We start from the raw sequence: 25115 nt of genomic DNA, 5'->3' as shown, positions 1-25115 counted from the left end.
CTAAAAATTCCCATAAAAAATCATAATCTTGTGTAACTTTTCTATACATTTTTCCTTTTATTTTAATGTTGTTAGAAAAAAATATTAATTTTTTGATTTAAAAAATCCCTAATATTTTTAAGTTAATGATGCGATAGTGCAAAAAATTAAAAATAATTATCCAAACATTTGATTGCACCTCACATCCGTCAATTAAAAAACTTATGTGTTTTATTTTTGAAAAAAATAAATTATGAGCTCTCAAGTATAGATTCTGAAATGGTAAACTCTGCACATAAACCTTCAAAACTATTATTTGCTTTAATAGCATCATGGGGAATAAGAACATAATACCATTTTTTACCGCCATAAGTAGCTGCGTAGCGCGTTGCATGACAACACCATTGAACTGCAGCTTCTCTTTTTTTTAAAATAATAGGATTTTGCATTTCAGAGGCTTTTTTAGGCTCACAAAGATACTTGGCATCCTCCGTTTCTACAACAAAGTCCGGTTCATAAGTTGATCCTTTATCATATTCTATTCTGAAAAACCCCCGAGCAGGTTTCATCCATTTCAATACTTGTGCATCATCCTCTAATATCTGAGCAAATCGTAACTCCCCTTCTACTGAATCAAACTTTTGTAAAGGATAACAGCATTTTCTAAAGCCGCTGAATACAAGTTTCTTAATATCGCTTTTAATGGCAGGAATATTACGAAAATCAAGAGGAGACGTCCCCTGCGGTAATACATAATGGATAGGCGATAAAGTTGTAAAACCCCGTGTCACTTTAACCTCATAATCTTTTTGCGTTTCCCACTGATGTTCTCTTAATTGCGCAACAATAAAACTAATAAGCTTATGCTGATAGTGAATTAATACGTTCTCAACGGCTGCATCATTGGGTAAATAAGATCGGAAATGTTCTACTATCTGACTAGCTAATTTTCGTAATAAGAGCGTATGGTTATCATAATCGACAAAGTCATTATCAATCAAACCACGAATGATGTAATTTTCGAGATAAGGCTCTTTGACATATTCATTCTTAGAAGTGAGAAAAATGCTTTTATGGGTACGCAATTCTCGAATTAAAAGTTCTTTACTAACAGGTTGCAAATTTAAGTTTTCTAAATTTTCCAAATCAAAATCAGAAAAACCATAAGTAACCTCACGCGAAGGAATGAGTACAATATTGGGAATATCTATCATCAATTCTGCTAATTTTTTTGTCAAAATTGTAACCACTTTTGATACAAGAGACTTTTGTGATGAAGGCTTAATATTCATAACTTTATTAGCAATTTTTTCTTGTATCGGTGCAGAATAAAGCATTTGAGAACTTGGCAATTTATCATTCTCTTTGATAAGATCCCACGCGATCGCTGCAATATCTCGCTCTTCAGGCGTTAATGTAGGGGAATCTGGATTACGTAATATGATACCTTGTAAATCAGATGCTCCATTTATATCGGAATTACGTGTTACCATCGTTTGCATCAATAAAGCTTCTACTTGACATGGAACCGTCACAATATCTGACTTTTCAGAGGGTACATCCCCCTCTCTTCCAATCTCAATATGCTTTTTTATAATTGAGTTTGGATCGTTTGCACGATCAATAATATCTTGAAAACGATCATGCGCAATAATTGTTAAACGATCAATAGCTTCCACGCCTGTTCTATACCCATAAGGCAAACGCAATCCACGCCCAATTGTTTGCTCTGTTAAAATTTCTGAAGCCGATGCACGCAACGGTACAATAGTATAGAGATTCGTAACATCCCACCCCTCCTTTAATTTATTAACGTGAATAACAATTTCTGTTGGGTCATGAGAATCTTCAATTGCAATAAGCTTTTGAATATTTTGATCTTCTTCTATATTCGACTGTTTTGTATGAATCTCTATAACTTTTCCCTTATAAGCCCCTGCGAAAAATTCATCTGATTCCAATAAATTCCGTAGTTTTTGTGCATGATTTGTATCTTGAGCAACAACTAAAATAAAAGGCTTAACGAACTTTTTGTTATAATCTTTTGCATAGACAATTAAATCTGCTTTCACATTTTCATGGGCATGAATTGCATCTTGTAATTTGATATGTTCTAATTGCTCAGATGTATAATTTTGAAGTTGAAAATCTTTACGTGTAGCAACAGCAGGTTCTTTTACAAAACCATCCCTCATCGCCTCTGCAAGTGAATAACTATAGACAACATTTTTAAAATCTACGGGTTTTGCACCTATTGTTTTTGGTGTCGCTGTAAGCTCTATTCCTAAAACAGGTTTTAACTCATTAATTGCCGCTGCACCAGCAGAAGCACGATAACGATGTGCTTCATCCATTAATAAAACTAAATCAGGAAGATTTGCGAGATAATCAAAATAACTTTCGCCAATCGTCTCTTGTAAGCGTTTAATCCTCGGAATACTAGATTTTAGTGCGCCTTTTTTATTATCTGTTGTATTAATTTTAGAAATATTAAAAATATTGATAAAGGCCGTATCTCTATTCTCAAACAAACGCTTTTGTCCTTGAAAATAGTGTTCATCAGTGCGAATACCTTTACCACTTTCATAATCTTCACCTGTAATAATAACGGGTCTATTGGCAATAAATTCACTCATTCCACTGAAAACATACTTCGGACTTTGGGGACTAAAATCCTGTTTTAACTTTTCATAAATAGTCAAATTTGGCGCTAAAACAAAAAAATGGCGACTGCGACCTGTTAAATAAAGATAGCTAATAAAAGCCCCCATAAGTCGCGTTTTCCCAACACCTGTTGCTAAGGCAAAACAAAAAGAGGGAAAGTTTCGTTCAAAATCTTGCACAGAAGGATAAAGATTTTTTATCACTTCTAACTCTGCAACCAAATCAGCATTTTTAGAAAGCTCTATATTTTCTAAGATTTTTACCAAAATATTTAAAGATTCACGTTGAGGATCACGTAACGATAAGCGAGCAGAAATCCTTTTTTCAACAGTGTTCATGAAAAACTCCGCTTTTTATATATTATTCAAATAGATCTAATTCTGCTTGCGCAATATCTTTATTTTTGTTGTTTTCTTTTACTACAATCACTGGTTCAAGATTGGCTACATTTAAACTGTAATCGTCCCTTCCCCATTCGCATTTTTCTAATATTGCACGGGGGATTTTAGTGAGTGTCAGATTTTCAAAGGATGCTGATTTTGTATCAAAGGCTGTGCCACAAATCAGCAACGTGCGATGAGAGCCTACCTCTTCACTCATTATACGGAGTTGTTCATGGGTCATAGCGCTTGTTGTGACATAAATATAATCTGTTTCGGTTGAATACCCTTGCATCCAATAATGATTTTCATCAGGTGCGTAGGTAAATCCCATATGTTTGCACATTGCTTCTGAAAGCATCGCAGCATTATATTCGCGACTAATAATCCATTGTCCCCATGGATCTTTTTGTAACAGAGAAGGTGCAAGGCGATAATAGCGAAATCCACCGCCACCTTGCCAATTAACACTTTTGGAAATTCCCCCTTGATCAGTTCCATCAATGACTTGTTTTAAACGAGGGATAATGTGGGTATGACAATGTTCACCAAGCTCAACCATAATCCACTTTCTTCCCATTTTATGGGCAACAGCACCGGTTGTGCCAGAACCAGCAAAAGAATCCAGTACAAGATCACCGGGATTAGTGGCAAGTTGAATAATGCGTTCCATTAAACGCTCAGGTTTGGGAGTTGTAAAGACACTATCAGAATTAAAAACTTTGACTTCTCTTTTGGCATCTTGGTTGTGTCCCACTTCTGTGTAGGGCCAAATCGTCATACTGGTTATGCCCTGCTTAACCTCAGAAACAAAACGTTTAATCCTTGGCACTCCACCGTTATCTGTTCCAAACCAAATGCGATTATCTTTTAATAATTCAGAGAATTTGTGTTTGCTAACCCGCCAACTCGTTCCAGCAGGAGGCATCACCTTGCGTCCAGAAGGTGTGATGATTTCGTAAATATCCTTAGGTGTTACTCTTTTTACGGATAAGTCTCCAGATTGCCAAGGACCGCGAGGATCATTATCAGGGTTTTTATAGCGCGCATCCATATCGCTTGAACGAGGAAGCAATTGAGGGCGCCAAACAGTTTTATCTTTAGCATAAACCATTACAAAATCATGGTTGTCTGAAAGCCACTTTGCATCATTTTGTGGAGCATATTTTTTTTGCCAAATGATATTGTTTATAAAATTTTTTCGACCAAAAATTTCATCCATTAACACTTTAAGATAAGCTTGCTCGTCATCATCAATTGATATCCAGATACTTCCATCATCTGCCAGTAAATGATGTAACAATTCTAGCCTGTCTCTCATAAGGCTTAGCCATATAGAATGCTCTAAACCATCTTCATAATGTTCAAAGGCATTGCCTGTATTATAAGGCGGATCGATATAGATACATTTTACCTTCCCCATATATTCTTGTTCAAGTGCTTTGAGTGCGAGCAAATTGTCACCAAAAATAAGTTTATTATCAAAAATGTCCTGAGATGATATTTGATGCGAAGCGTGATAAGATTTTTCAAGATCTTCTAATAAGATACGAGGCTCTAGTTTTGGGCGTTTTTCTTTTCCAATCCAGTTAAGTTCTAATTTTTGTTTATTATAACTCATGCGATCGTCTTTAAATTCAAATGCTTGTGAAAAGTAAACAGCTTATTCATGAATGGCTAAATTAGAGTCTCTTAACAATACTTTTAGTACCATCCGACAGCAATTTGAGCTTCTTCTGACATACAATCAGGTGTCCATGGTGGATCAAAAGTCATAGTGACTTCAACATACGAAACCCCTTCAACTGCACTGACTGCATTTTCTACCCACCCCGGCATTTCACCAGCAACAGGGCATCCCGGTGCTGTAAGAGTCATTTCAATTTTTACTGAACGATCATCTTCAATATCAATACGATAAATCAGTCCAAGCTCATAAATATCAGCAGGAATCTCTGGGTCATAAACTGTTTTGAGAGCAGCAATAATATCATTCGTCATACGATCAATTTCATCTGCTGGAATTGCTGATATATAAGATTTTTTATTTTCGCTTACAGTTTCAACAGATTCTGTAGAATGACGCTCTTCAATTGATTCAGCCATTAAAAAATGTCCTTGTTTCTTTCAATGCTTCTACTAATTGATCTACATCTTCTTGAGTGTTATACATGGCTAATGATGCCCGACAAATAGATGTTAGACCAAAGCGCTGTAATAAAGGCTGTGCACAATGGGTTCCCGCGCGTATTGCAACTCCTTTTCTATCAATAAACATAGCGATATCATGGGCGTGAATCCCTTCAATTGTAAATGATATAATAGCTCCTTTATTGGGAGAATGACCATAAATACGCAATGACTCAACCATTTTAAGTTTTTCCTGCGCATAAGCTAAAAGGGATCTCTCATGGGCATGAATCGTGCTACGACCTTTCTCTTGTATATAATCAATAGCCGCAGTTAATCCAATAGCTTCAACGATAGGAGGAGTGCCTGCTTCAAAACGGTAAGGAGGAGCATTATAGAAAACCTTATCGGTTGTTACCTCCTCGATCATTTCCCCTCCCCCTTGAAAAGGACGCATTTCTTCTAATCTATCTTTCTTACCATACAGAACACCAATACCGGTGGGACCATAAAGCTTATGACCTGTAAAGACATACCAATCACAATCGAGATCTTGCACATCAACGGTTAAATGTACTGCTCCTTGAGAACCATCAACAAGAACCGGAATAGAATCTTGATGAGCTAGTTTAATAATCTCTTTAACAGGAGGCACAGTTCCTAATATATTGGACATATGCGTTATAGCAACAAGCCGCGTTTTTTCGCTTAAAGCCTTTTGGAAATCTTCAATGTGCAGAACACCATTTTCATCGACAGGAACAAAAATAAGTTTAACACCTTTTTGTTCACGGAGAAAATGCCAAGGAATAATATTTGAATGATGTTCCATGATCGTTAGAACAATCTCATCACCTTCTTTGAGTTTGGGCATCGCCCAACCATAAGCAACAGTATTAATAGCTTCTGTTGCATTTTTCGTAAAAACAATTTCTTCAGCTTTTTGAGCATTTAGAAAAACACGAACGGTTTCACGAGAATTTTCATAGGATTGTGTTGCTATATTGGCTAAAAAATACATTCCCCTATGCACATTAGCATAACTATAGTGATAATAATTATTCATTGCATTGAGTACTGACACTGGTTTTTGGGCAGAAGCACTACTATCAAGATATGCTAATCGCTTTCCATAAACTTGATGGTGCAAAATAGGAAAATCACGCCGAATTTCTTCGACATTATAAGTAAATGTTTGTACGTTATTTTCCATTTTTTCTACCTTAAACATTTTTTTCAAGCCATTTACTAATGATATTCTCCAAAACGATTTGAATCTTATCCTGCTTGATGTCATCAATGAGCTCAGAGATAAATCCTTTAATCAAAAGTGCACGAGCCGTTTTAAATGGGATACCACGCGCCATAAGATAAAAAAGATAATCATGATTAATATTAGCAACTGTTGCACCATGACCGCATGCAACATCATCCGCAAAAATCTCAAGTTCAGGCTTTGCATTAAATTCTGCATCATCTGAAAGAATAAGGCTATTACAAGCCATGCGTGCATCTGTTTTTTGCGCTTTTTGAGACACACGTATTATTCCTTGGAAAACACCAACAGCCTTATCTGTAACTACATTGCGTATAATTTCGGTTGATGTTGACTTTTCTTCCACATGACGAACAGTCATTGTAAGATCACTATGTGTTTGTCCTGATAATAAATTTATGACACGTAATTGAAAATTAGATTCTTCTCCCTGTAATTCAATATCGATTTCTTGGCGATTTAATTGGCTCCCTATATTAATGACATAAAGTGATAACTTCGCTCTTTGAGCAAGAACAGCACAAAATCGACCAAATTGTGTAGAATTAAAATCACGATTGCGAATGAGAATCCACGTAACATCACTATCAGCAGCAATATTTAATGAAAATATTGAACTGACAAAGGTATCTTTATCATTGCCAACCTGATGTTCAATAAATATAACTTGACTATTTTTATCAACTTTTATATCCGAAAAAATATGAGATTGTCCCCCCATTTGTATATTTTGTAATTCAATGGGAATATTTAACTTTGTATTTTCAGGGATGTGAAAAAGCCAACCATCTGTAACAAAAGCTGTATTCAACTGTCCAATAAAATCCTCATCAGAAATGTTTTGATTTACCTGTACAGAATTATCTTTTAATGCGTCTGAAAGGCGTTTTACTGTAATGTTATCTACCTTTGACTCTATTGATGTTTTTCCATTGTTTATAGAAAAAACAGCACTTTCTGAAAGCAAAGCATCAATCAATTGATTGTTTTGAACTTTTGAAAAATTGCTAATAGACTTCAGTAAGGTACGCAGATTGGTATAATGCCAGCTTTCGATTTTACGGGAAGGAAGCTGTGTCGTTTGAAACTGCTCAATAGCTTTCTTGCGAATTTCCCGTATAGCTTTATCACCAGGTAAGTCGTTTACATACTGATTGAAATTACTGAGTATATTTTCTTCAATTGCTAACAAGTTTTGCTGTGTATTCATATTCAATAACCTCAAACTGCTTCCCTGATAAGATCAGCATACCCATTTTGCTCTAAATAAATCGCTAAGGATTTATCTCCGCTTTTGATAATTTGTCCTTTATAAAGAACATGTACAGTATCAGGAATGATATAATTAAGCAGCCGTTGATAATGGGTAATCACCAAAAATGAACGTTTTGAATCCCGAAGTTTATTAACACCATCTGCAACAATTTTTAGTGCATCAATGTCTAAACCAGAATCCGTTTCATCTAAAATGCAAAGTTTAGGTTCAAGAAGTGCCATTTGTAAAATTTCAGCGCGTTTTTTTTCTCCACCTGAAAAACCCACATTTAATGGACGCTTTAGCATATCCATATCTATTTCAAGTTTGGCTGAAACTTCCTTAACACATTTTATAAATTCAGGAATTTTAAGCTCTCTGTCACCGCGTGCTTTGCGTTGAGAATTCATCGCAACTTTTAAAAATTCCATCGTTGCTACCCCTGGTATTTCCATTGGATATTGAAATGCAAGAAAAACACCATATGCAGCACGTTCTGCTGGATCCATTTCTAAAAGTGATTGTCCATTATAGAGAATATCTCCTTCTGTTATTTCATAATCATCACGACCAGCAAGCAAATAAGACAAAGTTGATTTTCCGGCTCCATTTTGTCCCATGATAGCGGCAACTTCTCCATCTTGAACTGTCAAGTTTAAACCACGAATAACTTCTGTATCGGTTCCAGCAATACGGGCGTGCAAATTTTTTATCTCTAGCATAATTTAATCCTGTTTTGGCTGTTTTTCAGATACCAATGCATATTATTTTGCCTTAGCATCCATCTACTTTTGTAATTACCATAGAGGTCATTTTTAGCATGATTTGCTACTGTTACAGCCTTTTTACATCAAGTCTTCTATTTATCTAATTCAATAAATTATCCAACACTACCTTCAAGGCTGATACCAATAAGCTTTTGTGCTTCGACAGCAAATTCCATGGGAAGTTTTTGAATGACCTCTTTTACAAAACCATTTACAATTAATGCGATAGCTTCTTCTTCGGGAATTCCTCTCTGCATAACATAAAAAAGTTGGTCATCAGAAATTTTTGATGTTGTGGCTTCATGTTCAAACTGAGCTGTTGCATTTTTTGCTTCAATATAAGGAACTGTATGCGCACCACAATCATTCCCGATTAACAAACTATCACATTGCGTAAAATTACGCGCATTTTGTGCTTTTCGATGTGCTGTAACTTGTCCTCGATAAGTGTTATTTGAAAAACCTGCGGAAATGCCTTTGGAAATAATACGACTGGATGTATTTTTTCCCAAATGAATCATTTTTGTACCGGAATCAATTTGTTGATGACCATTTGCAACAGCAATAGAATAAAATTCTCCACGCGCATTATCACCACGGAGTAAGCAGGATGGATATTTCCAAGTAATCGCAGAACCAGTCTCAACTTGTGTCCATGAAATTTTAGAGTTATCACCTCGACAATCTCCACGCTTCGTCACAAAATTATAAATACCGCCCTTTCCATCTTTATCGCCAGGATACCAGTTTTGTACTGTAGAATATTTAATCTCTGCATTTTTAAGGGCAATAAGCTCAACAACAGCAGCATGAAGTTGGTTTTCATCACGTTGGGGTGCTGTACATCCTTCAAGATAAGAAACATAGGAATCTTCAGCGGCGATAATCAATGTTCGTTCAAATTGGCCAGTGTTGCGTTCATTAATCCTAAAATAAGTTGAAAGCTCCATAGGACAACGAACCCCTTTGGGAATATAAACAAATGAACCATCTGTAAAGACAGCTGCATTTAAGGCTGCATAATAATTATCACTTATAGGTACAACTGTTCCTAAATATTCCTTAATAAGCTCAGAATGTTCAATAATCGCCTCTGAAATAGAACAAAAAATCACACCAGCACGTGCCAGCTCTTTTTTGAATGTTGTTACAACAGAAACAGAATCAAAGACTGCATCAACAGCCACCTGCCCCGATACAGACATACTGTCATCAAAAGTAGAGGGATCAGACTGTTTTCTTACTCCTGCCAAAATCTCTTGTTCTTTAAGGGGAATGCCAAGTTTTTCGTACATTGCTAATAACTCAGGATCCACTTCATCCAAAGATTTTGGTCCTGTATGATTTTTTGGAGCAGCATAATAATAAAGCTCCTGAAAATCAATTTTAGGATATTCAAGACGCGCCCAATGAGGCTCTTGCATTGTCAGCCAACGGCGGTAAGCTTTTAAGCGCCATGTTAGCATCCATTCAGGCTCATGTTTTTTAGCAGAAATGAATTTGATAATATCTTCATTTAAGCCTTTTGGAGCTTTATCTGTTTCAATATTGGTTTCAAAACCATATTTATATTGGTCAACATCTATTTCACGTACTTGGCGTATTGTTTCTTGTACTGCCGGCATAAATTTTCTCCATTTTTTGGCGTCAAAAACCGGTAACTAAAAGTCTTGTTTTTTCCAAGATTAAAGTAAGCAAGTTATTTCCTAGGCTATAGGTAAAGTGCAAAAATTTCAATCAAACTTATCTTATTATTTAAAATAATTCTAATTTTTATAACTTTCTGATGATAAATTTTACCCTTTTTTCTTGCTTGTAATTTGAGAAAAAAACGATAGAAAATCATCAATATCCTCAGAAGTTGTGTCCCGCCCTAGCGAAATGCGAATGGCACCATTTGGAACATGATACCCCATTGCCTCCAACACTTTGCTCTGTTTTACTTTTCCCGAAGAACACGCAGAGCCAGATGATATAGAAAACCCTTCTAAATCAAAAGCTATTTGCATCGTTTCAGCTTTTATATTTTTCACGGTAAAGTAAGTTGTATTTGGCAAACGTTGAACTCTTTTGCCAAAAATTTCAACATTTTTACTTATTTTTTGTAGTCCATCTTCTAATTTATTGCGTAAATATATTAACTGTTTTATTTCCTCCTGTGTGAAACAATCAGCCATTGCTGCCCCAAAAGCAGCAATAAGAGGCAATGCTTCTGTTCCTCCACGGAGACCTTTTTCTTGTCCTCCTCCAATAATAAGAGGGTGTGGCATAAGAAGATTGCCACATGAAACAAAAGCACCGATTCCTTTAGGACCGCCAATTTTATGTGCAGACAGTATAAAAAAATCTCCTCCTAACTGATTAATATCCACGAAATTCTTATCGACATATTGTGTCAAATCAACAATAAGAGTGCCTCCTAAATCCCGAACAATAGCGGCGATTTCTGTTAACGGTTGAATAACACCCGTTTCACTATTTGCAGCTTGAATAGCAACAAGAGGTAAACCTTTTGTTTTATCGTGAACCGTTAAGAGTGCTATTAATTTATCTTGTTGTATGAGCCCATCTTGATTAACAGCAATGACGCTTATCAATTCTTTAGAAAAACGCCCTCCCTCTGCCACAGAGGGATGTTCAGTTGCTCCAAGGTAAAGACGAGAAAATTGAACTTTTGCATTCCCCATATTGTAAAAGGGCGTTAGCAAAGTCATTGCTGCTTCACTCGCACCAGAGGTAAATACCACGTGATCTGGATCTGTTTTAAGATTTTCAGCGATTTGCCGACGAGCCTTTTGCAACAAGGTTTTAGCCGCACGCCCTTCCTTATGAACCGATGATGGATTACCAAATATCTCTAAAGATTCCAGTAACGCCATCCGTGCCACTTTTTTGAGCGGTGTTGTTGCGTTATGATCAAAATATCGGCGTTTTATAACCATTTTACATCGCAATCATTAATCTTATGAATTGATTAAAAAAATAGCGCAATTTTCTTGAAAAGTGCACTAAAAAAAGAATATCTAATGATTATTTAAGAGATTCTATGGTAAAAGTCGACCAAGGTCAATGAGAGCCTTTTATTGCATTTAAGGAGCATTTTATGCCAGAAATTATTTTTAACGGTCCCGCGGGTCGGCTCGAAGGGCGTTATCAACCTTCACAACAAAAAAATGCACCCATTGCGATCATTTTGCATCCTCATCCCCAATTTGGTGGAACTATGAATCATAAAATTGTCTATGACCTCTTTTATATGTTCCAACAACGTGGCTTTACAACTTTACGTTTTAACTTTCGTGGTATTGGTCGTAGTCAGGGTGAATTTGATTATGGAATAGGAGAACTTTCAGATGCTGCTGCTGCTCTCGATTGGGTGCAAACACAACATCCAGACTCTAAAAATTGTTGGGTAGCAGGATATTCATTTGGAGCATGGATTGGTATGCAGCTTTTAATGCGCCGACCGGAAATTGAGGGATTTATCTCTGTTGCCCCTCAGCCTAATGTTTATGACTTTTCATTTCTTGCACCTTGTCCCTCCTCTGGACTTATCATTCATGGCGGTATCGATAAAGTTGCCCCCCCAAAAGATGTTCAAATACTTGTCGATAAATTGAAAACACAAAAAGGAATCATCATCACACAAGAAATATTGGAAGAGGCTAATCACTTTTTCAGTGGATGTCATGAAGAACTTATTGAACGATGTGCCCACTATTTGGATAACCATATCACCAATGAATTTCTCGCTCCTCCTCCTGAAATACTTTCACTAACTTAGGAAAACACGATAGATTTATAAAAATCAGCAAAAGTCGTCTCCGATCATAAGAAAGTAATTTTTTTAGTCCGTACTTAAAACTTTTCTAAATTTTATTTCAGGATAGAAATGAGAATAACAAAATGCCTTTTTTCTCTCACTGAGAGGTCTCTCTTTTTAGCGTAAAAAGGAAATAATACCTGTATTGTTATCTTTATATTATCAATATGTCTCTTTTTCTTGTGATGTGTGCATCAGTTATGATAGATAACGCTCCGTTATATAATCACTTATTATATGAAATGAATGCACTCTTAAATTAGGAAATTGAATCTGTGTTTGCCTTTAAATCTGATTTTTTACACATTATGAGCGAACGTGGTTTTATCCACCAAATTTCAGATGAAAAAGGCTTAGATGATCTTTTTTCAAAAGAAACCGTAAGCGCTTATACTGGATTTGATCCAACAGCATCGAGTTTACATGCTGGAAGTCTTCTTCAGATTATGATGCTTTATTGGTTACAAAAAACTGGTCATCGCCCCATTGCTTTAATGGGCGGAGGAACCGGATTGATCGGTGATCCTTCCTTCAAAGATGAAGCGCGACGTCTTCTGACACAAGATGATATTGCTGCAAATATTGATGGTATTAAAAAGGTATTTGCTAACTATTTGACATTCGGTGACCGAGAAACTGATGCTTGTATTGTGAATAATGCTGAATGGTTATGCAATTTAAACTACTTAGAATTTTTGCGTGATGTAGGAAAACATTTTTCTGTCAACCGTATGTTATCATTTGATTCTGTCAGACTGAGACTTGAGCGTGAGCACTCTTTGTCATTCTTAGAGTTTAATTATATGATTCTGCAAGCTTATGACTTTGTTGAACTTTATAAACGTTATGGGTTGCGTATGCAAATGGGGGGCTCTGATCAATGGGGTAACATTATTAACGGAATCGAATTAGGGCATCGTTTAGGAACACCACAATTATATGCGTTAACATCACCATTACTGACAACCTCTTCCGGTGCCAAAATGGGTAAATCATTGAATGGAGCTGTATGGCTGAATGCGGATATGCTTTCACCTTATCAATTTTGGCAATATTGGCGCAATACAGAAGATGCTGATGTAATACGATTTCTAAAGCTCTATACCCCATTGCCAATGGATGAGATTCTTAAACTTTCTGTATTACAAGGGACAGAAATTAACGAAGCAAAAAAAATTCTTGCAACAGAAGTTACAGCAATGTTGCATGGACGTGCTCTCGCCAATGCTGCAGCAGAAACTGCTCGCAAAACGTTTGAAGAAAAAACTTTGGGAGAAAATCTTCCAACTGTTGAAATTAATGCCTCAGAATTAAAAAAAGGTGTTGGATTGCTCACCCTTTTAGTACAAGCAGGACTCGCTAAATCTAATAGTGAGGCACGCCGACACGTTCAAGGTGGAGGTGTCCGTGTAAATGATCAAATTATTGAGGATGAAACACATCTTATTATTGAAGGGGATGTCAGTGCAGAAGGAATCATTAAGCTTTCTTTCGGTAAGAAAAAACATGTTGTGATAAAACCAGTATAATCTTTTGTTGTTTTGTTTATGTTGTTCACGCCGATCTTGTTCTTTCAATCCAATCGTTGTGATAGAGCGAGTTTTGTTAAGAAAATAAAGGTCTCTTCAAAATAATAATATTCTAGAGAGTTGAATAGTTCTTTTCTTCTGTGTACTTTGATATCTTATACTTATTACACAAGAAAGATGAAAACAATGACAAGATCAATGAAAGGTGCTCTTGCTCCTGATTTTAATTTGCCTCGCGATGGAGGAGAGACAGTATGTCTTTCTGACTTTAAAGGAAAACCTGTTGTTTTATATTTTTATCCAAAAGATGACACCAGCGGTTGCACAAACGAAGCACTTGATTTCACAAAATTAAAGATGAAATTTGATGAAATCGGTGTTGCTGTTATTGGAATCTCTCCAGATAATGTAAAAAAACATGATAAATTTAAAGTAAAATATGAACTTGATGTCATCTTGGTTTCTGATGAAGAAAAAACAACCCTCGAAGCTTATGGTGTTTGGGTTGAGAAAAGCATGTATGGACGCAAATATATGGGCGTTGAACGGAGCACTTTTTTAATTGATGCAAATGGAATAATAGCAGAAGAATGGCGCAAAGTAAGCGTATCTGGGCATGCTGAAAATGTTTTAGCTACTGCAACACTTTTACATCATAACGGTAACTTATAAATTGAGTGTTTGATTTACCTTAAAAAGCAAAAGTCATCCCCCGAATTGATTTTAGTTTTTCAACGGATTCAATTTTTACAATATATTGATTTATAAGGATAATGAATTGTTTTATATTTATATTAGTCCTCCGAATATCGCAAATTTTTCTTATTTCAGCTTTCTATCACTTGCAATATCATAAGCAGGATTGGTGTGTGAGAAAAAATTGAAGAAAGGAACAAGAAAATCCCTCTTTGAACCTTTAAAGTATCAAGAATATCGTAATATCACAACATCAATAAAACAAACAACTTAAGAAAAAAATCTACATAGCTTGAAGGAAGGATATATAATTAACGAATATCCTCAATTTCTTTGTCTTGTCCATAAATGCGCCGTGCGAGTGCTGCCTCTATAAATGCATCTAAATTACCATTCAGTACGGATTGTGGATCCGTATTTTCAATCCCTGTACGCAAATCTTTGACAAGCTGATAGGGTTGAAGAACATAAGATCTAATTTGATGTCCCCATCCGATTTCTGTTTTAGAAGATTCAGCAGCATTGGTTTCTTCTTCTCTTTTTTTAAGCTCTTCTTCATAAAGCCGTGCACGCAACATCGACCAAGCCGTAGCGCGATTTTTATGTTGAGAACGCTCTGTTTGACATTGAACAACAATACCCGTTTTTATATGTGTGATGCGAACAGCGGAATCTGTCGTGTTAACATGTTGTCCTCCTGCTCCTGATGCACGATATGTATCAATACGCACATCTGCCTCTGAAACATCAACTTCAATATTGTCATCAATAACTGGATAAACCCAAATACTTGCAAAAGAGGTATGGCGCTTTGCATTCGAATCAAATGGAGAAATCCGAACCAAGCGATGAACGCCTGATTCTGTTTTTAACATTCCATAAGCATTATGCCCTTTTACAAGAATAGTTGCTGACTTTATTCCTGCTTCTTCTCCATCATGAATTTCTAAAATTTCAACCTTCATGTCATGCTGCTCAGCCCAGCGCATATACATACGTAAGAGCATAGAAGCCCAATCTTGGCTTTCTGTTCCCCCTGCTCCAGCATGAACTTCTAAATAGGTATCATTCGGATCCGCCTCTCCTGAAAGAAGTACATCAATTTGCCTTTTATCTATCTCATTTTTAAGATTACGTATTGAATTTTCTGCGTCAGCGATAATTTCAACATCACTTTCTTCTTCGCCCATCGCGATAAGCTCAATGCATTCTTCAAGTGTTTTTGTAAATGATAAAAGACCATTGATTGAATCATCAAGACGTTGACGCTCACGCATCATATCCTGTGCTTGTTGTGCATCATCCCATAATGACGGATCTTCCGCTTTTTGATTAAGATATTCGAGACGCTTTAGTGATTGATCCCAGTCAAAGATGCCCCCTTAGCAATTGAATTGCTTTCTGGATTTCATCAACTAATGTTTCTATTTCTGCTCGCATAATTTAACACCGTATTTTTTAACACTCTTTCTGGTTATGTCTCTAGAATTTTATACAAATCTGATAGCTGCTGTGAGGAAATAGCACGGACTTATCATTCTATTTACAGGACCGACACTGTAAAAAATAAAAACTATAGACTCATGGCGAAAGGAGATTTTGTTGATTAATACAGCCCACCTGTCCCACTTTCAAGGGCTTTATTGACTTGTGGAGAAGTAGTTACTGCAGGAACACCTTCTTGAAAAGAATTTGTACTCCCAATAACTTGATATATATCAGCAGGACCAGTCCCTGGTTTAAATGCTTCTATAATAACATCTTGATCTCCTCTTTCGGCAAGCATTCCTGTTTTCCGATTAATTGGCATTAAAATCATGCCCTTTGGCATCTTAAAGGGAACATCTGGCTTTCCTTTAAGAGCATCTGCCATAAAATCACCAAAAATAGGTGCAGCTAATGAACTTCCTGTTCCATTATATCCTAACGGAGCTGGTTGATCATAACCGACAAAAATACCAACGACAATGTCAGGAGTAAATCCCATAAACCAGACATCCTTAGAGTCATTGGTTGTTCCTGTTTTAGCCGCAATATGTCGATTAAGATAACGTAAACGTGCTGCAGTACCACGCTGAACAACCCCTTCCATCATCGAGGTAATTTGATAAGCCGTCATAGGGTCAAGAACTTGATCTCTTTCATCAATCAATGTGGGTTCACGTTGATTATTCCATGAAGGCGTATTACAATTTTCACAAATACGATCATCATGACGATAAATTGTCTTTCCATAACGATCTTGAATTCTGTCTATCAGAGAAGGCTTAATAGAGCGTCCCCCATTGGCAATAACTGAATAAGCTGTAACCATTCGTAATACTGTTGTTTCACCAGCCCCTAAAGCCATGGGAAGATAAGGCTGCAATTTGTCCACTATGCCAAAGCGTTCTGCATATTCAGCGACAAGAGGCATTCCCATATCATTGGCAAGCCGTATTGTCATAAGATTACGAGAACGCTCAATACCATAACGCAACGTTGAAGGTCCTGCAAAGGTACCACCATAATTTTTGGGTTGCCAAACTTCACCATTATATTGACGAACTTCAATGGGGCCATCTAAAACAACAGATGCTGGTGTATACCCGTTATCAAGGGCTGCTGCATAAACAAAAGGCTTAAAAGCAGACCCCGGTTGGCGATAAGCTTGGGTTGCACGATTGAATTCAGATGCAGCAAAAGAAAATCCTCCCACCATAGCAAGAACGCGCCCTGTATGAGGTTCCATAGCAACAATCGCACCTTCAACCTTTGGAATTTGTTGTAAACGATAAGTGTTGTTTGCATTGGATAGTTTTTCAACAAAAATCACATCTCCAACTTGCAGAACATGAGATAAGTTCTGAACAGTTTTTCGATAACCGTTTTCTTTTACAACATGGAGGGCCCATTTTGAATCAGATTCAGATAAAACAGCAATTTCCCGTTTTTTTGATAATATACCCGAAGCTTCACGCTGTGGCTGTAAACCAATCTCTACTTTATTGGGATTAGTAGAAAGAACAACAGCTAAACGCCATTCAGGAACATCACTGAGCCCCGTGATATTTGCAAGTTCTATCCCCCAATCACCTTTTTCATCGATATGCGCATAAGCTCCACGCCATCCTTGCAAATGATCAAATTTAATTAATCCAGCGTGCAAAGCACGTCGCGCAATAAGTTGTAAATGCGGATCAAGCGTTGTACGAATGGAAAGCCCACCTTCATAAAGTGTCTTAGCCCCATAGCGATGTATTAAACGACGTCGCACTTCTTCAGTAAAATAATCAGCCGCAAAAACATAGCTATCACTCCCACGTATTGTCGCTCCTAAAGGTTTAGCTTTCGCTTTTTCACCTTGTTCACGCGTTACATATCCATTTGCAATCATCCGATCTATAACCCAATTGCGCCGATCAATAGCACGTTGTGTATTCTTAAATGGATCATAATTTGCTGGCCCTTTTGGAAGAGCAGCCAAATAAGCACATTGTTCTAGCGTCAGATCATTGACGGATTTATTGAAATAGGTCAAAGAAGCAGCTGCTATACCATAAGTACCACGACCCAGATAAATTTCATTGAGATAAAGTTCGAGAATATGATCCTTTGAATAAGTTTTCTCAATACGCATTGCTAAAATAGCTTCCTTAAATTTACGCTCTAACGTTGTTTCTGAACTTAAAAGAAAGTTTTTAGCGACTTGTTGCGTTATAGTTGATGCACCCTCTGGACGTCTTCCAGAACCAATATTACGAATATTATTGATCAAAGCTCGAGAAAGTCCTTCGGGATCTAAACCAAAATGATGATAAAAGTTTTTGTCTTCAGCCGAAATAAAAGCATTTATAACAAGCTTTGGTATTGATTGAATCGGTAAATAGAGGCGATGTTTTGTTGCAAACTCTGCCATAAGACGGCCATCAGAAGCATGAACGCGGGTCATTACCGGCGGTTCATAAAGTGAAAGAACTTCATAATCAGGGAGTGCATTTGCTTGACCACTGGTCACAACACCCCACGTTATTGCTCCACAAAGTCCAATAGCAACAAAAAAACGAAGAAGATATCTTAAAAAAATCATCATAAAAACGGCTATCGCTTTCTTAAGAATTAATCAAAGAAAAAATACGTTACCTCAAACACACCAAGCGGATATCACCACAAGATTGAGATCAAGAGAAATTGTTTTCTATCTTTTATTTATACTAGGGTATACTAGAACCCCATATTGATACTCTATTTTCTCACAAATTTAAAGAGGCTGTATCATTTTCTGCCTATAATGAGCAAATTGACGAATAGAATGAGCAATAGAGGCTGCCATTTGTTTTCTCCAATGAGGATCATTTAATAACTTTTCGTCCTCTTTATTGGATAAATAACCTATCTCTATCAAGACGGAGGGTATATCTGAAGCTCTTAAAACTTGAAAATTAGCATACCGATGTGGATTATTAATCAAGTTAATATGATTCTTTGATAAACTTGAAATAACACTATTTGCAAAATTAACCGAAAATGTATGTGTTTCACGTCGTGTAAGATCCATCAATATATCTGTAACTTCAAGCGTTTCATCTGCAGGTAAACCATCCAGCAAATCAACTTTATTTTCATTTTCAGCTAAAGATTTTGCAATGGCATCAGAGGCTTTGTCTGATATGGTGTACACTGTGGCACCGCGAAGAGAATGTAGATCAATCGTATCTGCGTGAATAGATATAAAAAGATCAGCATCGAACTCTTGCGCTTTTTTAACTCTTTCACTTAGTCTTAAAAAAATATTGGAATCTCGTGTTAAAGCAACAGTAATATGAGAATCCTTTTGTAATTCGTCTCGCAATGCACGCGCAAAATCTAAAGTCACATCTTTTTCTAAAACTCCAGTAACACCCCGTGCACCGCCATCAATACCACCATGACCAGGATCAAGAACAACACGGAAATTATATGCTGGCATTAACTGCGTTTTTGTATCAAAATTGGTTTTTTGCTGTTTTTTTAATATTTCATCAAATTTTTCTAGTGTAGTTTTACGAATATCAATCAGCAACTGCCATAAACCATTATTTAATTTTTTTACGACACTTTTTTCAATTACAAAGGCCGTTTTACTTGTCAAAATAATGCGTGAAGTCTGCATGTCAGAAAAAGCATAACGCACATCTGAAAGCATAACGGATAATGTATTCTGTTTCTTTAAAGGCGTATTTTGCATCGAAAAGTCAATTGTAGGTAAATTGATCACCAACCGTGCTGGCCTGTCCAAAATCTGTAAACGAACATTTGGTTTTGAATTGAAAACCGCAATAATACGCGTATGAACACTATCACCAATGGTTCGAAAATTAATAAGTTTCAGAGGATCTGCGGCTTGAACACTGGTTTGGAATAGCAAAAATAATAATAAAAAGTATGTGACAAGCACAATAACATTCCCATAAGCTATTTTCAGCTTTTTGGTAAAGAAAACTCTTATCATAAGCAAAATACTCTACATTACATTTGAATAACTTATCTTGGTTATATAAAAACGATACACCAATTTATTCTCTATTTTTCAATAAAAGCTAAATAAACACCCAAAAACGAAATTAAGGTCATTAAAGACATTATCATTATACATGATTTACATTGTTACTTGCCAAACGCATGATATCAACATAAAAGAATATTTATGCTTCCTAGCTGATAATAGTCATCTAAATTATCTGTAACTCATATTAAGTTGTCTTTAGAGGTTTTTTGCCTATTATGCATTGAGACTTTGTTTATGGATGAAAAAATTCTATGTTATAACATTAGGATTGCATTACTTAAGATTCGTTGGTTCGGATATCCGAACTGTTTTAAAGATTATTTTACCGGAGACTTTTAAGAAATATGAGTCATAAAAAACAGATGGAGATAATGATGAGAAATGGTGTAAATGCAGTCATGCCTTTGCACGTGGTGTTCCGTCCTGTTTTTCTGGTATCTCCCTTTTATGGCAGACAGCCTTTTATATTTACGAATAGTTATAGCGTTCGTTTGAATAAAATTGTGCATGTCGCCTTCAGGATATTAGCTTATGTCAAACAAAATGCTTATAGATGCCTCCCATCCGGAGGAAACACGTGTTGTTGTTGTTCACGGCAACAAAATTGAAGAACTTGATTTTGAATCAGAACATAGAAAACAGCTCAAGGGGAATATTTATCTCGCACGTATTACGCGTGTAGAACCGTCTCTCCAAGCAGCTTTTGTTGAATATGGTGGAAACCGACATGGTTTTTTAACATTTTCTGAAATTCATCCTGATTATTATCAAATTCCTATTGCTGATCGCCTTGCTCTTCTTGAAGAAGAGGAAAAAGCAGCTGTAGGAGAAAATTCTGTAGATTCCTTTACGGAAGAAGCAACTAAAAATAAAAAACGCTCCAGAAGAACAAAAAAAAATGGAAAAAACAATGTCATAGCAGCCGATATTGAAAATGATATCACATCTGAATCAACAATAATTGATAATACAGAAGAAGCATTAAATACCGATATCTCTTATGATGAGATCGAAATGGTTGGTGCTGAGGACATCCGTGAAGAGCTCCCAATTTATCAAAGAAAACAAGGGCGCCAGTATAAAATTCAAGAAGTCATTAAACGACGTCAAATTTTGTTGGTACAAGTCATCAAAGAAGAGCGTGGTAATAAAGGTGCTGCCCTTACAACATATCTGTCTTTAGCAGGTCGTTATTCTGTTCTAATGCCCAACACAGCACGTGGTGGTGGTATTTCACGAAAAATTACGAACGTACAAGACCGTAAGCGTCTTAAAGAAATCGTAAAAGAATTAGCCGTTCCAAAAGGTATGGGCGTTATCTTACGAACAGCTGGTGCCAATAGAACAAAAGCTGAAATTAAACGTGATTATGAATATCTTATGCGGTTATGGGATACTATTCGCACTTTGACACTCGAGTCAACGGCGCCATGCCTTGTCCATGAAGAAAGTAATCTCATCAAGCGTTCTATACGAGATCTTTACAATAAGAACATTAGTGAAATTCTTGTCTCTGGAGAGCAAGGATATCGTGAAGCGAAAGACTTTATGCGTATGCTCATGCCAAGTCATGCAAAAGTTGTGCAACCTTACCGTGATCCTACACCCATTTTTGCAAGAAATAATATTGAAATTCAACTTGATAAAATGTTGCAACCACAGGTTTCTTTAAAATCTGGTGGTTATCTTGTTATTAATCAAACAGAAGCACTCGTTGCTATTGACGTGAATTCTGGCCGCTCTACGAAAGAATTCTCTGTCGAAAAGACAGCTTTACAAACTAACCTTGAAGCTGCTGAAGAAGTAGCGCGTCAATTACGCTTGCGTGACCTTGCTGGTTTAATTGTGATTGATTTTATTGATATGCTTGAAGAACGCAATGTAAAGCTGATCGAAAAAAAATTAAAAGATTGTTTAAAAAATGATCGTGCTCGTATTCAAGTAGGTCATATTTCACACTTCGGCCTTTTAGAAATGAGTCGTCAACGTATTCGCATATCGGTTTTAGAAAGTACAACACAGCCCTGCCCGCATTGCGCAGGAACAGGAAATATACGTTCTGAATCATCAATTGCATTACATGTCATGCGCTCAATTGAAGAATATCTTCTTCATAATTCGCAATATAATATTATCGTACGCACACCTGTAGCAACAGCGCTTTATGTATTAAATCATAAACGCAACATTCTTGTTAATTTAGAAACTCGCTTTAAGCTTAATATTAGTATTGAAGCAGATGATAGTATTGGAACGCAACATCTTGTTATTTCTAAAGGCTCAATAGCAGAGAGAATTTCTCGATCTTCATTGGAAGATGTTAATAAGCAAGAAATTGGAGATTCTGTTTTCATAGAAAGTGAATCTATTGAAAATCCTTCTCCCATTGAAACAAACCAAAAGCGTCGGCGCAAAAATCGTCACGATGAAATTACTGATCATTCTCTTTCCAACGTTCATAAAAAAGAAGATACCTTGAGTGATGATTCTTATCGTCGAGGACGTCGTCGAGGACGTCGTGGTGGTCGACGCAATCAAGATAATAATTTTCATCAGATTCGCATTCCTTACGCAGAACCAGTGGGAGATTTTGCTAAGCAGGCTTTAGCAGAAATTAAAGCAGCACACCGCAAACATCGTGTTTCACCTGCTAAATCTTTTGAACTTGAAGAAACAAAAAATAATACGCAAGCTCTAGATATACAACAACAGGGTGAATCTAAAAAAATTGATACAAGTATTAAACCTAAAAAACGTTCTTCAAAAGTAGTAGAAAATCAACTTTCTTTAGAGAATGATCAAAATGTCGTAGAACAAAAATCTCTTGAAGAAAAACCTAAAACTAGTTCAGTACGTAAAGCTAAAACAAAAAAAGCAGACAAATCTATTCATAAAGTAGAAGATAAAACTCTTGAAAATAGTAAAAAGTCAACACGTGGAACACGTAAAAAATCATCTTCTAAAGAGACAACGCAAATACAAAAAATATTAGAGAAAGAAACTATAATCGAGATGGAGGAAGTTGTCCAAACTTCTCCTTCCAAAATTGAAGAAACAATTAATCAACCCGTTGTTGTTTCATCAACGCCTAACAATTCTTCCAAAACTGAACGTATTGGTTGGTGGAAACGTAGAATTCTTTCGAAAAATTAAAGATTTAAAAAAACCGCCACAGAAAACTGTGGCGGTTTAAATAAACAATTATAGAAAACGTTTCAACCAATTCTATGGTGTGGGTTTATCAATTTTGCTTTGCTTTTTCTTGCTCAGCCCGCATACGATCTTCAATTTCTTTTTGCTTTGATTGAATGGCTTGCTGCATCTTTATTTGTTCTTGTTGGAAATCTTTTTCCTCCATACCAGGACCGGTATAGGCTGCTGTAAACCCATTAAGAGAAAATTCAATAGGATTAGCTGAACCACGGAAATTAACTGTGGTTACAACCATTTTTGTACCACTTTTCATAGCTGCTATAAGCTTATCATCTAAGACATCATTGGCAATACAACTTGGTCCATTACAAATAATATAAGGAATTTTTTTAGAGAAGTCGTCACCAATTTTAATGTGAACACCTTCTGGCAAAAAACGACCTGTAGGTACTTGAATACCTATACGTTTTTCATTTTGCTTCCCTTTTATTTCAACAAGATTAAAAGCCGTCAAAGGTTGTCCCGTATTCGATAATACAGTATTCATTGTATTACAAATATCAACATCATGCTGCTTACTGCAAACTTTGTACCAACCTTGTGATAAAGTTTGCGCATTTGCAGAAATACCAGCTATAAGAAAAAGGGCAGCGGCTCCAACTAATACTGAAACAGCAGAATAAACATTTTTATGCGACATGATTAAGTTAATCCTTTCAACGCGCTCTTAAGTAACTTCAAAAAAATATTAAATATAATTCCAACTTAAATTTATTAAATTATAATGAAATAACACTTAATTTTACTATTTTTACTTCAATATAAAAAAAAAAGTCAAATTTAGAGAAAAAATACGACGAGCTATTCTAATTTTTATACACCCATATAATTCCCCTCTTTATCATATTGGTGTTTGATGCAATCTATCCATAAAACACCTCTGTGCATTTAAGCTAAGATTACACAAACGAATCAATATTGCAATATTAATTAGAATAAACTCCTATGCTACTCTAAAAATCTTACTAATTAAACTTTTTACATTTGTTACTCTTCATGTTAAGTTCGTGGAGCCTTAGCAACAGCTGTTGTAATGCATGAAGCTCCGAAATATCAGATAAATTTTACTTTTTTCCTTATGTGATTCGTATGATACGAAAAAATAAAATCATTTACTGTATTATTGAAACATTTCATAAATTAAAACCACTGATTGTCTAAAATTTCTGCATAATTGTAAGAGAACTTTTTCCTAATGGACAATTTTCTGCCCTTGTTTACAAAACAATGGCGATACATTTTTGTAATAAAAGTTTTATATTTTACAGCTCCTAACCAAAAAGTTTAATTTAAAAATACGCTACTAAAGAAGTGCTTTTTTCTTAATTAAAAAACATATTTTCTTAGAGAGAAAATTTATAACTGTTGAAAATATTTTATTTATAATAAACTTCCTTAAAATATAACAACATATTAATTTATAATAATAATTTATCTTTTACATCATCAAATGTTTGTTTTTCATAGCTATTAAGAGCCTTCTGTTAGCAATTCTTTTATATTGCTAGAAACTGGGGCTTATCGAATTAATTGCGTCTTTTACTCAATAAAAATCTTTATCTTTCCAATCAAAATCTTTGCGTAAAATAGCACCTATATCACTCTGCAATATATCCACTAAAACTTTGCAACTAATAATAAATATGAGGATAATTTTCCATTTATTAAATAATTCAGCTTTTCTTCGTATTCTCCTACTTCGTACTCTCTCGCTATATCTACCCTAGAGATAAATTTTTATTTTTTCAAATAGATCCTGTAATTTCGAACCAAGATTATAATATTTATTCTTCAGATTTTTCAGTTCTTTTAAAAACTTATTTCGTTCCTGCAAAAGCTTCTAGTATTCTGCTTTAGAAAATTTTTTCCCAAAATA

Annotated in this window: 16 protein-coding genes; 4 read left to right on the top strand and 12 right to left on the bottom strand. The window is 35.8% G+C overall.

What is annotated here, in order from left to right:
• Positions 1-230: 230 nt before the first annotated feature.
• The 8 genes from ACFIKG_RS06555 to ACFIKG_RS06520 all read right to left on the bottom strand — a co-directional run bounded on the left by ACFIKG_RS06555 (position 231) and on the right by ACFIKG_RS06520 (position 11393).
• Positions 231-2981: a DEAD/DEAH box helicase gene (locus ACFIKG_RS06555; protein WP_375651949.1), complete on the bottom strand. Its 2751-nt coding sequence runs from the start codon at positions 2979-2981 to the stop codon at positions 231-233.
• 22 nt (positions 2982-3003) lie between these two features.
• Positions 3004-4644, bottom strand: coding sequence for a site-specific DNA-methyltransferase (locus ACFIKG_RS06550; protein ID WP_375625866.1), 1641 nt, complete (start codon positions 4642-4644; stop codon positions 3004-3006).
• An 83-nt stretch (positions 4645-4727) separates the two neighbouring features.
• Positions 4728-5129 (bottom strand): SUF system Fe-S cluster assembly protein, encoded by a 402-nt coding sequence (locus ACFIKG_RS06545; RefSeq protein WP_273787976.1) that lies wholly within the window; start codon positions 5127-5129, stop codon positions 4728-4730.
• Positions 5122-6366, bottom strand: a complete 1245-nt coding sequence (locus ACFIKG_RS06540) for a cysteine desulfurase (RefSeq protein WP_375651948.1) — start codon at positions 6364-6366, stop codon at positions 5122-5124. Before ACFIKG_RS06540 ends, ACFIKG_RS06545 begins: the two co-directional genes overlap by 8 nt.
• A 10-nt stretch (positions 6367-6376) precedes the next feature.
• Positions 6377-7639 (bottom strand): Fe-S cluster assembly protein SufD, encoded by a 1263-nt coding sequence (gene sufD / locus ACFIKG_RS06535; protein WP_375625870.1) that lies wholly within the window; start codon positions 7637-7639, stop codon positions 6377-6379.
• An 11-nt stretch (positions 7640-7650) separates the two neighbouring features.
• Positions 7651-8406: a Fe-S cluster assembly ATPase SufC gene (gene sufC, locus ACFIKG_RS06530; protein ID WP_375627291.1), complete on the bottom strand. Its 756-nt coding sequence runs from the start codon at positions 8404-8406 to the stop codon at positions 7651-7653.
• A gap of 158 nt (positions 8407-8564) precedes the next feature.
• Entirely contained in the window at positions 8565-10076 is a 1512-nt protein-coding gene (gene sufB, locus ACFIKG_RS06525) for a Fe-S cluster assembly protein SufB (protein WP_375625872.1), read from the bottom strand.
• A 171-nt stretch (positions 10077-10247) separates the two neighbouring features.
• On the bottom strand, positions 10248-11393 hold the full coding sequence (locus ACFIKG_RS06520; protein ID WP_375625874.1) for a cysteine desulfurase family protein: 1146 nt from the start codon (positions 11391-11393) through the stop codon (positions 10248-10250).
• A 161-nt stretch (positions 11394-11554) separates the two neighbouring features.
• Here ACFIKG_RS06520 and ACFIKG_RS06515 point away from each other — a divergent pair, with 161 nt between their 5' ends.
• The 3 genes from ACFIKG_RS06515 (at position 11555) to ACFIKG_RS06505 (ending at position 14475) form a co-directional block, all read left to right on the top strand.
• Positions 11555-12235, top strand: a complete 681-nt coding sequence (locus tag ACFIKG_RS06515) for an alpha/beta hydrolase (protein ID WP_375625875.1) — start codon at positions 11555-11557, stop codon at positions 12233-12235.
• A 314-nt stretch (positions 12236-12549) separates the two neighbouring features.
• Complete coding sequence (gene tyrS, locus ACFIKG_RS06510; protein ID WP_375627293.1) at positions 12550-13803, top strand: tyrosine--tRNA ligase; 1254 nt, start codon at positions 12550-12552, stop codon at positions 13801-13803.
• Between the two features lie 186 nt (positions 13804-13989).
• Positions 13990-14475, top strand: a complete 486-nt coding sequence (locus ACFIKG_RS06505) for a peroxiredoxin (protein WP_375625879.1) — start codon at positions 13990-13992, stop codon at positions 14473-14475.
• 335 nt (positions 14476-14810) lie between these two features.
• On the opposite strand, the gene prfB is transcribed toward ACFIKG_RS06505, so the two are convergent.
• From prfB to ACFIKG_RS06490, 3 genes are all read right to left on the bottom strand, one after another.
• Positions 14811-15939 (bottom strand): peptide chain release factor 2 gene (gene prfB, locus ACFIKG_RS06500; protein ID WP_375627294.1). Its coding sequence is split into 2 segments (ribosomal slippage): positions 14811-15869 and positions 15871-15939, totalling 1128 coding nucleotides; the frame shifts between segments, so codons are not numbered across the junction.
• A 166-nt stretch (positions 15940-16105) separates the two neighbouring features.
• A complete protein-coding gene (locus ACFIKG_RS06495; protein WP_375627295.1) occupies positions 16106-18571 on the bottom strand; it encodes a penicillin-binding protein 1A in 2466 nt (821 codons plus the stop codon).
• Positions 18572-18739: 168 nt separating this feature from the next.
• Positions 18740-19969, bottom strand: coding sequence for an N-acetylmuramoyl-L-alanine amidase (locus ACFIKG_RS06490; protein WP_375651947.1), 1230 nt, complete (start codon positions 19967-19969; stop codon positions 18740-18742).
• A 588-nt stretch (positions 19970-20557) separates the two neighbouring features.
• On the opposite strand from ACFIKG_RS06490, the gene ACFIKG_RS06485 reads away from it, so the two are divergent.
• Positions 20558-23179, top strand: a complete 2622-nt coding sequence (locus tag ACFIKG_RS06485) for an Rne/Rng family ribonuclease (RefSeq protein ID WP_375648273.1) — start codon at positions 20558-20560, stop codon at positions 23177-23179.
• Between the two features lie 88 nt (positions 23180-23267).
• On the opposite strand, the gene ACFIKG_RS06480 is transcribed toward ACFIKG_RS06485, so the two are convergent.
• Complete coding sequence (locus tag ACFIKG_RS06480; protein ID WP_375627298.1) at positions 23268-23879, bottom strand: invasion associated locus B family protein; 612 nt, start codon at positions 23877-23879, stop codon at positions 23268-23270.
• Positions 23880-25115 lie beyond the last annotated feature (1236 nt).

Origin of the sequence: Bartonella sp. LB28NMGDW (assembly GCF_042194435.1) — a bacterium.
Taxonomy (GTDB): domain Bacteria; phylum Pseudomonadota; class Alphaproteobacteria; order Rhizobiales; family Rhizobiaceae; genus Bartonella; species Bartonella grahamii.
Note: the sequence above shows the minus strand (reverse complement) of the source record. Positions and strands in the feature narration are given on the sequence as shown.